Origin of the sequence: Flavobacterium urumqiense (assembly GCF_900108015.1) — a bacterium.
Taxonomy (GTDB): domain Bacteria; phylum Bacteroidota; class Bacteroidia; order Flavobacteriales; family Flavobacteriaceae; genus Flavobacterium; species Flavobacterium urumqiense.
Map to the genome: position 1 here is coordinate 201,635 of NZ_FNVP01000002.1, position 13,957 is coordinate 215,591.

6 protein-coding genes are annotated in these 13,957 nt (G+C 32.7%); all 6 read right to left on the bottom strand.

All coding sequences use genetic code 11. The features are described 5' to 3' along the window. Positions 1-117: 117 nt before the first annotated feature. The 6 genes from C4S35_RS04075 to C4S35_RS04100 all read right to left on the bottom strand — a co-directional run bounded on the left by C4S35_RS04075 (position 118) and on the right by C4S35_RS04100 (position 13,715). Positions 118-1,032, bottom strand: a complete 915-nt coding sequence (locus tag C4S35_RS04075) for a GyrI-like domain-containing protein (protein ID WP_103998954.1) — start codon at positions 1,030-1,032, stop codon at positions 118-120. A 14-nt stretch (positions 1,033-1,046) separates the two neighbouring features. Continuing rightward, entirely contained in the window at positions 1,047-2,405 is a 1,359-nt protein-coding gene (locus tag C4S35_RS04080; protein WP_103998955.1) for a vanadium-dependent haloperoxidase, read from the bottom strand. 11 nt (positions 2,406-2,416) lie between these two features. Next, complete coding sequence (locus C4S35_RS04085; protein WP_103998956.1) at positions 2,417-5,674, bottom strand: VCBS repeat-containing protein; 3,258 nt, start codon at positions 5,672-5,674, stop codon at positions 2,417-2,419. Continuing rightward, positions 5,667-8,972 carry a VCBS repeat-containing protein gene (locus tag C4S35_RS04090; protein WP_103998957.1) on the bottom strand — a complete coding sequence of 1,102 codons (3,306 nt, stop codon included), beginning with the start codon at positions 8,970-8,972 and terminating at the stop codon, positions 5,667-5,669. The genes C4S35_RS04085 and C4S35_RS04090 overlap by 8 nt, the downstream gene beginning before the upstream one ends. Before the next feature lie 217 nt (positions 8,973-9,189). After that, on the bottom strand, positions 9,190-10,737 hold the full coding sequence (locus C4S35_RS04095; protein ID WP_103998958.1) for a RagB/SusD family nutrient uptake outer membrane protein: 1,548 nt from the start codon (positions 10,735-10,737) through the stop codon (positions 9,190-9,192). An 11-nt stretch (positions 10,738-10,748) separates the two neighbouring features. Continuing rightward, entirely contained in the window at positions 10,749-13,715 is a 2,967-nt protein-coding gene (locus tag C4S35_RS04100) for a SusC/RagA family TonB-linked outer membrane protein (RefSeq protein ID WP_103998959.1), read from the bottom strand. Positions 13,716-13,957 lie beyond the last annotated feature (242 nt).

The following is a 13,957-nucleotide window of genomic DNA, read 5'->3' on the forward strand; positions in this document are numbered from 1 at the left end:
TAATTTTTTTTAAATTTAATTTTAAAATTTTCAATTAAATAAAGAAATAAAACAAAAACGTTTTCGGAATAACCGAAAACGTTTTCGAAGTAGTAAAATAACTGAAGAATATGTTTTTTATTTTTTGGCAAATGGAATAATAATTTTAGTCTCCCATTCCAATTCACTTCCTCCATTAAAAGGATTTGCTAGAAAATGTTCCAATGGTTTATTTTCTATTTTAATATCATTTCTCTTTGCATAATCTAATAAAGTAAACCAAGCTCTGTCCGAAGTTCTATAATTTCCAAAATAACTTGCCTGAATTCCCTTTAAGGCGGGTATAATTTTGAATTTGACATTACTGTCAGGAACATATTTTGTGTTTTTGGGAATCGGAAAACAATAATTAAAATTAACAATTTCTTTATCTTCATCCCAATCTGTAATTTCTAAATAGGGACGATAACCGATTATTTTTATTTTATTTTTGTCTAAATATCCTACAATTTTAGGATCATACTCAAGCATAGTCTGGGCTTTTTCCTGTAAAACACTTTTTAAAGAAATATAAGCTACATACATTTCTTTAGACGAGGCTTCACCATCAATTCTAATTTTAAAATCATCAATATGATCTTCAAGTCCCAATTTAAACGATTTTATTTTCTCTATTTGTTCCGTTCTAAACTTGGTTGCAATAAAAGGTGCTGTTAATCTATTGTAAAAGGAATGATTCAAATCTTTTATTCCAATAGTTACATTGGTCATTGAATCATTTATTGATTTCATATCCCAAGTGTATTCCATTTTGTCGTTTCCTTTTTTCATCTGATGTTTGATGAAATCAAAATTTCTTTTTTCTAAAATAGTATAAATTTCTTTTTGATTTTTAGTCTGTGTTGTTGTCCACTCTATAATTCCTTGAGAAATAGTTCCTGTTGCAGCATTAACTTTAAAAGTAATAGTATAATCCGATTGTTTTAATAAAAAATACCATCCTAAAAAAGAAAGTAAAATGACAGCAAATAACCCCTTTAACTTATTATTCATTATATGAATTTGATTTATTTAGATTTAAAAAATTTAATTTTACTATTAATATATGTCCCTAGGTTTGTACCTTGAACTACCCCATTCTCAATTGAGGCTCTATAATGAATGCCTCCATACAACCTACTAATAGAAGCTTCTGCTGCAGCTTGCTTGAACGATTTAAAAGGTCTTTTTGGTAACCCAAAAGAAACTTCAGAATCATCAATGTAGCTAAAATTATCTCCAAAAATAGAAGTTAAAATTAGTGATGAGCAAGAAGAAATCACCGAATGTCCACTTGTATATTCCGGAAAAGGAGGTGTTTGCAATTGTGGTCTCCAATTTTCATCAATATTTTGATTAATGTAAGTTTCAGGTCTAACTACATTAGTTCTAAATTTTCCATTCCAGCAACTGATAATACTTTCAAAAACTCCGATTGACGTTTTAGTATAGGCAAAAACGGTAGTTTCAAAATCAGATTTATTTTTTTTCAAAGCAATTTTAGTAATATTCATCCAATGTGCATCCGGTGAGTTTTTCTTCTTGGCAAACATCATGTGCCCTTGAGTTACTGTAGCATATGGATTGCAATCCCAAAAAGTGGCAATAGCGGATTCCTCCGGAATTACAGTACTTTTACTTTTCTCCATGACTACTAATTTTTCGGAAATCATATTTCCTACGTCATAAGTTTCCTTGGCTTCTTTGTAAAAAGAAGAATTTTTATCTGTAGAAAAAGGGTAGGGTGCAATTGCTTTAAATTGAGAAGCAGAATCCATAACTAAAGTTCTTATTTCCCCCCAATGCGGTTCAACGGCATCCATATAGGCCGGTGGTGTAGGCTGCCATCTTCCTGGTTGATCAGCATGAACAGAAAATTTAGAAAAAGTTCTAGTTTGTTTGTAGTTGTCTTTTCCCATCCATTTTTTAATTTGATCTGCTACTTTTAAGCCATACTCTTTAGAAACCAGAAATTCCTTAGCGTTCTCATCTTCCCACTTTTGGTATAAACTATCTCTGTATTTCTCTAATGCTTCTTCCGAAAAAATTAATTGTTTACTCACTTCAATATGGGCAATGAGTGCCGCTAGATTTTTGTTGACTCCGCTTTTAGAATTTAGTTTAGGAATAGAATCCAATCCTCTTAATTGTCCTTGCAAACTTTTATATTTCGGGTTGTTTTGAGCCATAATTTCATAAGCTGCCACATTAGGATAAACATAAATTCTACTAGCTACGGGAGGAGAGAAAATATCGTGAACCATAATTCCTGTTATTGTATCAACCACTGAGCAATAATCATTGGTAGTAATAACAATGGCTTTTTCTTTTTTACAAGACGCAAAAAGAAGTGCAATAATTCCTAAAAGATAAATTTTAGTTTTCATTTTTTATTGTTTTAATTCTTATTCATCGGGAGTTCATAGACTTCCGCTTTTTTATTATTTATGGTTACCAATAAATATTTTTTTCCATTAAACGGAATAATATCTAAGTGCCGCACTGCTTTTTGTGTCAAATCAATTCCTATTTGATTTCCTAAATAGATTATTTTTTGATTTTTTATTACCGCTCCAGAAAAGCAGTCAAATCGACTATGATATGGAGTCACCCCAAAATAATTTCCCGCAGCAAAAACTTCGTCTTGCCCATCACCATCAAAATCAGCTTTTACAAAACTTGTAATTGGACTGACTTGCATTTTATTGGAAAATGGAACAAAAGTGAATTTACCCTTGTCATTTTTTAAATATCCTGATTTTAAATTATGGACTTCATATAATTTTGCTTTGTCTAACATTTTGGGGTCAAAAACTTCCTCAAGTGATTTTCCAGCAAAGGATTTATACGTGTTAAATTTCTTTTTCAACATTCCACTGAATTCTTCTGCTAATTCATCTAACCCCATTGTGGTATAATATTTTCCATTTTTTTCGATCGCAACAATTGTTTCAAAAGTGTCGTTGGTATCAAAATCATCGTAATACATTTTCATAGGAAATTCCCGAGAGGCTATGAATTTTGAATTCATTCCCCAATTGCCCACTAAATAATCTTGATCTCCATCATGGTCAATATCAAATGCACAAATAGACTGCCATAATCCATTCTGATTTCCTGGTAAAAGCTTTTCTGTAACCTCTTTAAAACTTCCTTTTATATTGGCAAAAAATTTAGGTTTCATCCATTCACCCACTACAATCAAATCTAGGTTTCCATCCTTATTAAAATCCGTAACCACCGCATCTGTAACCATTCCGATTCCCGCAAAAATTTTACTTTGATCTATCGAAAACACACCTTTGTTGTTATTTAACAAATAACAATCTGGCATTCGACCGAAACTATTATATTTAGAATTATTTCCGATAAACAAATCCAAATCGCCGTCTTTATCATAATCTATTGTTTTGATAACGGAGGCGTTCATTGCCTTTGTATCTGGAAAAGCACTTTTAATTAGCGCATTTCCTAAATACAATCTATGAATAAGATCAGCCGCATATTGTCCACTTCCAGAAGCAACTACTAAATCATTTTGCTTATCACCATTAAAATCACCAATCACCGCCGAGGCATCTTCATAAATGGAATCTAAGTAAATTGAATTGAATGCTTTTTTTGAAAATCCTTTTCCATTTTGAAGGTAAATTGCGGCTAACTTTCCTTGTGAACCTCCAAAGAAAACATCTTCTTTACCATCATTATTCAAGTCTCCAATAACAGTTGCCGGTCCACGATCAGAACGTTGATACGGCATTAATTTTTGAGCTGTAAAATCAACAAAGTCATTTTCTTGATGTGTAAAATCGATTCCTAAATTGGTTTCTGATTTTTTAAAAATAGGCAAAATAGCTGGATGTAATTTTGCATAATTAAATACTTTACGCCCGGGATTAGGCTGGATTGTAAGCGTCTGATTCGTTTTTACATTTTTCAGGGTTTGGACCGTTTTATCTGGCCAAATTACCTGAATAGAATCTACTTGCTTTATTTTTCCGTAACCAAAATGAATTATGGGTTCTGAACTCGATTGAAAACCACGAGTAGTTTGAATTTCTTTAAATTGTTTTTTGCCTTTTACATACGAAATCACTATACTTCCTATTCCGAAAGTGTTTTTTCCTTTAAAACGCAATTTTAATTTTAAATAATTGGCTTTATTATTAGTCTTATTAATATAAATAGAAGCCACACTATTCAAATTATTGGTTACAATATCCAAATCACCATCATTGTCTAAATCGGCATAAGCACCTCCATTTGAAATAATGGAATCATTTTCAATCCATTCTTTCGATTTGTTCTTAAATTCTAAATCTTTAGTCCCTTGAAATATATAATTGGTTACATTCCCCTTCGGCATTTTGCTCAACGCCTGTCTATCCAATAACTTCGTTGTGTTGAGTTTGGTTTTCACATGGTCATTTGAAAAATACTTTATGTAATCCAAATCATTTGGACGTTTTGGAATTCCATTGCAAATAAAAATATCTTGTTCCCCATCTTGATCATAATCTGCAAACAATGAGCTCCAACTCCAATCTGATGCAGCGACCCCACTCAACAAAGCAGTTTCGGTAAAATGTTTTCCACCCTGATTGATTTGCAACATATTTCTGGTATATTGATAATGATACCCTAATTTCTCTGTTCTAACCTTCAACATTTGAGGATTATCGTCACCCGATGAAGATTTTAAGACTTTTTCATCTTCAGGTAACATATCCAAGGTCATTATGTCTGGAAAACCATCATGATTGATATCAGCCACATCAACTCCCATCGAAAATCGACTGGTATGACCAAAATAATTCTTCATGCTTTCTGTAAATGTACCATCCCCATTATTCAAGTAATAATAATCATCTTCATGAAAATCGTTACAAACATAAATATCTGGATATCCGTCCAAATTAAAATCAGAAACCGCTATTCCTAAACCATAGCCATTAGCGCCACCAAAAATTCCCGCTTGCGCGCTTACATCAACAAATTTGCCATTGTCATTTCTGAATAGTTTATCACCACTTTCATAATTTCTTTTATTTCGAATATCAGCTTTACCATAAGACGCTTCTGAATGAATTGCGTGATTTAATAAATACATATCTAAATCGCCGTCGACGTCATAATCAAAAAATGCCACCGAAGAACTGTAATTATCAAGATCTAATCCATAATCTGAAGCACTTTCAGTGAAGGTATTATTTTTGTTATTAATAAATAATTCATTATGACCTTCAAATCCATTGATTCCTACAACCGCACAAACATAGATATCTAAATACCCGTCACCATTGACATCGGCCATAATAGAACCCGTTTTCCAATCACTTTCGCCTTCTATTCCTGCTTTTACGGAAATATCCTCAAATTTATTACCGCCTTCATTAAGGTACAACTTATTTTTCCCTTGATTGGACGTAAAATAAATATCTACTAAACCATCATTATTAATATCTCCCAGAGCTACTCCGCCTCCATTGTAATAATAGAGATAATCTAAAATAGAAATATCCTTTGATTCATCTAATTGATTATTAAACTTTACATTACTTTCTTCTGGCGATAGTTTTTCAAATAATAGATTTTCATTTTTTGAGCAACTAATAAATAGCAATGATGCTAGAATTATTTTAAAAAAATTATTCATTACCGGTAAATAGTTTTGGAGTATTATTATTGAGTACTGTTAAGATAGTTATCGTATTATTTTTGTTTTTTATTGTTTTAATCTTTTGCACTTCTCCGGTTAAAAAGAAACCAGAATTAGCATAAGGAAGCCAAGTAAAATTACCTTTTTTGTCTCCTAACAAAATACTACCGTGATTGGCATCCAATCGTCCAAATTGCGGTTTGAATTCATATTGATTTCCTCCAAGAATGATATCTAAAATCCCATCCTTGTTTACATCCATCGCACAGCTGGTGTTTACAGAGGAAAATTGCACTTCTTTAGGTAATATTTTTATTTCAAACCGACCGTTCCCCTTGTTTATAGCCACAACACTTTCCTGAATCACTGCAATTTTTTGTAAAGAATTGCTAACTAAATCTTGAGCAAATATTTCTTGAACTGATTTTTTCGCATAATCAGTATAACTTAAATTTTTCTTTTTTATCAATGGAATCTGTTTTGCCAATTCTTGTTTTAAATTAATTGGCATGTCCTTGCCTTCAATAGAACGAGTAGTAATTTGTTCAATAGTTCCATTACTATCAAAATCATTGACAAACAATTTCATAGGATTTTTAGCAGAAGCTTTATAGGTAGTATTAGTTCCTTTATTCCCCAGAATAAAATCTTTTTTACCGTCATTATTCAAATCAACACCGTTTATTGAATTCCAAAAACCGGAATAACTAGTCAAATTTGATTTAAAAACAGCCAAACGTCTTCCTGTATTTTTAAAGATTTGTGGAGCCATCCAATCGCCTATTACAATTAAATCTTTCTTAGAATCATTATCAATATCTTCCCAAACCGCATCAGTAATCATTCCGGTTGAGTTGAGTTTGAAGGCTTTTTTATCGATAATATTTGTAAAATTTCCTTTGCCATCATTTTCTAATAATAAATGTTTTGGGTCAATACCATAAACCCCAGGAACACTTCTACTTCCCACAAAAACATCGATATCCCCATCATTATCAAAATCACAGGGCGCAATGACCGATACATTATTATTAGTTGTTGGAAGAATAGTTTTGCTTTTTATAAAAATCCCTTTGCCATTATTCAAATACAAACGGTTTTTATAATTGGCTTGATCCGATTTCTCATTTCCGCCTGAACCTACAAATAAATCAAGGTCCCCATCATTATCAGCATCAAAGAAGCTAGCGGCTGTATCTTCAAAATCAGCATCTACATCCAAATCTTTTTGAACTGTGACGCCAAAACTATTGTTTCCTTTGTTCAAATAAATTTTTCCTGCTTGTCCTTTAGCACCTCCAATAAACACATCATCATTGCCATCACCATTAATATCTCCTACGGCAAGTGAAGGTCCTTCTTGTGAGAGCATTTTAGAGATTAATCCTTCATAATCAAAATCGATATAATCATTTTCTTTAGGAGTAATGAAGTTTGATTTCACCTCTTTAAACAAAGCTTTTGGCTGTGTTTTTTTAAAGACATACTCTTTTTTAGCATCACCAATTGATAAATTGATAGTTGAATTGAGAATTACTTTTTTTATCTTTTGCGATTTTCCATTTGGCCAAATTACCTGTAATGAATCTATTTTTTTAGTTCCAATACCAAACGTCATTACATAATCAATAGAAGATTGAAAACCTCTTGAAGGAATTAACTCTTGTCTTATAATTTCCTTACCTGAATATAATTCAACTACACTACCGACAGCAAATTTATTTTGATTATCTCCTTTCAATTTTACCTTTACAAAATGATTTGCTTTATTTTTCTCTGAATTATTTCTGTAAACAAAGGATTCCATATTTACATTATTCACTACTAAATCTAAGTCACCATCATTGTCTAAATCACCATATGCAGCCCCATTAGAGAAGCTTGGCGTATCCAAACCCCAATTTATCGCATTATTTGCAAAAGTCAAATTCTGATTATTTTTAAAAGCGTAATTTGAAACAGGTGTGCTTGGCATCTTGGCTATAATGGTTTCAATATCTTCTTTTTTACCAGTAACTACCATTTTCTGCAAAAATTCATTTGCAAAAAAGTCCATGAAATCTTGATTAGTTAAGTCATGATAAATGCCATTACAAACATAAATGTCTTTATATCCATCATTATCCATGTCAAATATTAAGGCTCCCCAACTCCAATCCGTTTTAGCCACGCCTGCATAATTAGCTACTTCAATAAATTTATTATTGTTATCATTAATCTGTAAAGCATTAGACATATATTGATTAAAAAAATCCAGATTTAATTTTCTAGTCAATAAATCATAGTTATCAAAACTTGTTGTCGTTTTTAAACGGGCATCCCCTTCTGGTAACATATCCGTAGTAAAAACATCAGATTTACCGTCATTATTAACATCGGCCATATCAGCCCCCATAGAAGATTGGCTTATATGAGTTGCCCAACCTTGAATTTGTTCCGTAAAAGTTCCATTTTTGTTATTGATGTATAAATAATCTCTTTCATAAAAATCATTTGAGATATAAATATCCGGATATAAGTCCCCATTAACATCTCCTACGGTTACTCCTAAACCAAAACCAATCAAACTACTAAAAATACCGGCTGATTTGCTAACATCTACAAATTTACCATTGTCATTTCGCATTAATTTATCACCACCTCCTTTAAGGATTTCAGCTACGTCCCAGTCTTTATCTCGTAATTCTCTTTTATTAGAATAATTTAAGGTCCCCACCGGAATAAAGCTGTTATTCAAAATATAACAATCTAAATCTCCATCCTTGTCATAGTCAAAAAAGGCCGCATGAGTTGTAATTCCTGTATCGGCAAGATTATACTCAGCTGCTTTTTCTGTAAACGTGGTATTCCCGTTATTGATATATAATTGACTTTTTCTTATAGCATCAATATTACTTCCTGCATCACAAACATAAATATCTAACAACCCATCACCATTAATATCCACCATCACCACACCTGTCGACCACGCTTTCTTACCTTCAATTCCAGATTTTGTTGAAATGTCTTCAAATTTAAAATTGCCTTTATTCAGATATAATTTATTAGTTCCTTGATTAGATGTAAAAAAGACATCCGCCAAACCATCATTATTAATATCTCCAACCGCTACACCACCACCATTGTAAAAATTACGATATTTAAAGATGTTCATATTTTTACCGTTTTTCACCTCATTCTGAAAACTGATACCCGTTTCAGAAGCATCTAATTTAGTAAACAAGGAATTCGAATTTTCTTTAGAACAACTTACAAAAATTATAAATAGAAAAAAAAACACAATACGTTTCAACATCTTAAAAATGAATTAATTTAAATAATTATAAGGAAGCAATTTATGTTTTTTTCGGTTTATAAAAAAATTAAAAACGGCCTAAAATAGTACGGAATAGTTAAAATAAAACAAAAAAAAGAGCTCTGTCGGAAGCTCTAAATTATAAAAAAATAAAAGAGGGTAATTTATTACCCTCTTTATAACTAACTTAAAACATAATTAACAATAAACAAATCTTTTAATATCCAGGATTTTGCTTAATATTAGGATTCAATAAAGCTGTTGTTGGTAGTGGTAACAATACTCTATACGCATCAGTATTCTTCATTGTGGCTCTAGCAGTAGTGTAAGTTCCAAAACGAATCATGTCATTTCTTCTCCAACCTTCTTCCCACAATTCTGTAGCTCTAGCTTTATCAATGTTAGCCAAAGTGGACAAATTAACTACAGTGGTAATACCTTGACGAGCTTGTAATTGAGCAGCAATAGAAACAACAGTACTTGTGCTTGAACCACCTCTTGCTATAGCCTCCGCTTTCATCAATAAAGCATCCGCGTAACGGAATAACACATAGTCATTTTCCGGTTTATCCATATTAGACACATCTGGAATGTATTTTTGTGGACGAATACCCCATCTTTCTAACCAGCTTTGAGAAATGATTTTACCATCTGCTGGCAAATTTGCCACATCACTTTGAAAATCTAAAGGTAATGAACCATTTTGAGCTCTTGTTGTTAGAGGAGTAATTCCCCCTTTATCAAATTGCTGTCCTTTACGCAATCCTAAAGGACTTCCGAAAGCGGCAATAATAGCAGGATCATTATTTTTTATACGTCTATCTGACGGGTCAAATTTTTCATAGTATTCTTGCAATACCGAAAATCCGTTCCAACCACTCGGAACCTGATTGTAATGGTTCCCCATATACCACCTTGTTCTAATAGCGCCCATATCAACACCATTGATATTTTTAGCTGTAAAAATTAACTCTGGACTAGTATGATTTGTTGGTTTAAAGTTATCCCAATAATCAGAAGCTAATGTTGTAGCACCAGAAATAGCATCAACGTTTGCGATAACTTTATTCATATTAGCCACATTATTGGCATTAAATCCAGTATGAGTTGGGGAGTCAAATACCGCTTTATTCAAATAAATTTTAGCTAATAAAAAATGAGCTGCATCTTTACTTGCAATTGAAGGATCAGAAGTATTTTTTGCAGGCAAATTAGGCAATGCTTCTTCAAGCAGTGCAATAATTTTAGCTGTCGCTTCAGGAGAAGTCCAAACCTTAGGAAAATCATCTGGAGAACTACCTGCTTCTCTGTAAGGCACTTGACCAAACATATCAATTGCATTGTAGTAATAATAAGCTTTCAAAAATTGAGCTTGCGCTTTCTTACTAGCTGGAATTCCTTGTATCCCTAATGCTAAGTCACAATTGTAAACACTTGATAGCATTTGTCTCCAAGCAGTATTTATTTCTCTACTGTTTGCATCCCATGTGTGAAAATGATCTTGTAGCCACGCTCCACCATCACCCCAGTCACCTGCACGTGTTGGCACAATAACAAAATCTGTAGAAACCTCTTGCACCGCAAATATTCCGTCTTGTCCCTCAAATTGACGCAATCCATTATACGCTGAAGTTAAAACTGCATCAGGATCTGCCTTTGAAATTTCAGTTGCATCAAGGATTTGTTCATCCAAATTAGTACAACTAACGCCAAGAACTAATGCTCCAGCAAAAATACCGTACTTTATAAAATTATTTTTTTTCATTTTTATTCTAATTAAAATGTTACGTTAAGACCTACTGAAAAAGTTCTAGCTTTCGGATAAGATAAATAATCTATACCTGCCGAAGGTATACCATTTAAAGATTTGTTAGTATCAACTTCCGGATCAAAACCTGAATATTTAGTAATTATAAATAAGTTAGAACCGTTTACATAAAAACGAGCAGATTTTACTTTAAAACGCTCTAAAACATTTCCTTTAACAGTGTAACCGAAGGTTAAATTACCCATTCTAATAAAGTCTCCTTTTTCAAGGTATTTAGTAGATGGTGTATTAGCATCAGATCTTGATTGAACTGAATTTGCAACTTCTGGAGTTACGTTTTTACCTCCCAATTGATTTTGATAGAAAAGGGCGACATTAGTGTTGTTAAATAAATAATTCCCGAAATTTCCATATAATGATGTTGAGAAATCAAAACCTTTGTAGGCCAAACTTGTTGAAAAGCCTGCAGTCATTTTAGGTAAAGGCTGTTTATCTAACAATTTTACAGCGCCTCCATCTGCATATTGAGAAATTCCATTTGCATCATATCCTGTAAATGTTGGAAGATAATAAGTATACAACGGATATCCATCTTGAATTCTTTGAACATATGCATCACTCAGACCTTGCCCGTGAATGGCCCCAACGTTGTACACGTTTGCAGCACCAAGATTTTCAATAGTATTTGACAAGAATGCCACATTACCAGAAATGTCCCAAGTTAAATCATCTGTATCAATTACTTTGTAAGATAATGAAACCTCAACTCCTTTATTTATTAAGTTAGCCGGTAAATTAGTATATTTAATACCTTGAGGAGATGGCTGTCCTGAGGTTGAAGGGATACCAACAATTAAGTCAGTAGTGTTTTTGTTGAAATAATCAACAGATCCCGTTAACTTATTATTAAGCAAAGCAAAGTCTGTCCCTACCCCGTAAGAAGTTGTAGTCTCCCAAGTTAGTTGAGAATTCGCATTGTTTACGATATTAAATTGATCCGGACCATTGTATTCAATTGTACCTACGGAAGAGTTTCTAGGAAATTCAGTATTACCTGTTTTACCGATATTTCCTCTTAATTTCAAATCATTAACTAATCCATCTTTTCCATCAACTAATTTGTAAGCCAGACCTAAAGAAGGGAAATTTCCGTATTTTTTACCCGCTGCTGTTTTGGATGAACCATCACGTCTTACCGTTAAATCTAGATTCAATTTATTATAGAATGCTAATGATGCTCTAGCAAAAACAGATTGCATTTCAACTAATCCTTTATAAGAACCAGTTCTTGTTTCTGTTGGAATTCCACCTTCCATATTTTCTAATAAATTAGCTTGTGTAGCAGCAAAACCTTTTGCAGATACGTAAGTACCATTAGATGCATAGTTATAGAAAGAATATCCAACAATTGCATTCAAGTTAATATCTTTTGTAATATCTTTTGTAAATGTCAAATTGTGTTCAATAGTTTTATTTACTCTTTGATCATTAGAAACTGTCGCTTGTCCTCTGTACGTTTTCAAATCCGCAGGATTAGTAGCCGTTGCAAAATCTTGAATATTTAAATCTGGAGTAGCTTGTTGCTTTACAGAAGAATTAGACGTTTCGATACCAACAACCATGTTGTATTTCAAACTATTAGTTAATTTCACAGTAGTGGTTAGACTACCTAATAATTTAGACAAATCACCATTATTAGAGAACGAATTCATCAAATGAACAGGGTTAAGATAATCACCACTTACTCTTGTGAAACCTCCTGGCTGTGTTGGATCATAAACTGAACGCGTTGGATTCCAATACAATGCAGCACTTAATAAGTTACCAATATATCCTGTGTCATTAGTAATCAAACCTCTACGATCTTTGATATTAGAATAAGCTATACGAGTTTCTAATTTTACTTTACCATCGAAGAAATCATTTGAGTTGTAAAAACTTGCAGTAATTTTATCTAAACCAGTATTTCTTACAATACCATCCGTATTAGCCATACCCAAAGACACTCTAGTATTAGAATTGTCTGTTCCACTTGAGAAAGACAAATCATGATTTACAGTGCTACCTGTTTGCAATACTTGTTTTTTCCAATCGAATGCTCCACCAAAATGATTTGCTGTCTGACCTGGAGTTGCCGCAATAAATTCATCAGTAGATAAAACATCGAATTTTGAAGCATATGAAGAAGTCGTGTAAGAAGTAGAATAAGTTAATTCTGGCAATTTAGACTTTCCTTTCTTAGTTGTAATAATAATTACCCCATTAGCCCCTCTAGCTCCATAAATCGCCGTCGAAGAAGCATCTTTCAAAATAGACATACTTTCGATATCATTTTGATTAATAAAACTCAATGGGTCTTTGGCGCTCATAGAACCTAAATTCATATTAGCACCACCTGCAGATACGTCACCTCCAGCTAAAGGCACTCCATCTACAACAATAAGCGGTCCGTTACCCCCACGTAAAGTACCATTACCACGAATTCTTATTGAATTTGCAGCACCTGGCTCTCCACTTGAAGAAGTAATTTGAACACCTGCGACTTTACCTCTTAAAAGTTCAGCAGGGTTAGTAGCAGCGACGTTGTCAAATTTCTTTGAACTCAATTGATCAACGGCACCTGTTGCGTCTTTCTTTTTAACAGAACCGTAACCGATAACCACTACTTCTTTTAATTCAGCTGAATCTTCTTTTAAGATTACTCTCACTGAGCTTTTTCCTGCTACATTTAATTCTTGGCTTTTAAGACCTATGTAACTAAAAACTAAAACTGGGTTTGACCCAACGTTTTTGATAGTAAACTTTCCATCGAGATCAGTTTGTGCTCCGTTTGTTGTTCCTTTTACTAATACCGAAGCCCCTGGAAGCGGACCGCTAGAATCAGATACTGTACCAGACACTTCTTGAGAATATGTCAAACTTGTACAAAGCATCGTTAGAAACACCATCAAGCCTTTTAATAGACTATTTTTCATACGTAATAAATAAGTTGGTTAATAATTTGTTTAATTGGTTTGTTTTAATATCGAATCAAACTTACTTATAATTTTATGATAATTTTATGAATATTATCAACTATAACGTTTTCGTTGTATCGAAAACGTTTTCGATTTTAAAAACAAATACTTCAAAATATTAATAACAATGTTGTAAATGCCCTAAAATAAAGAGTGAATAAATAATAATTCTTTATTTTAGGGCATTTAGTATCGGGAAA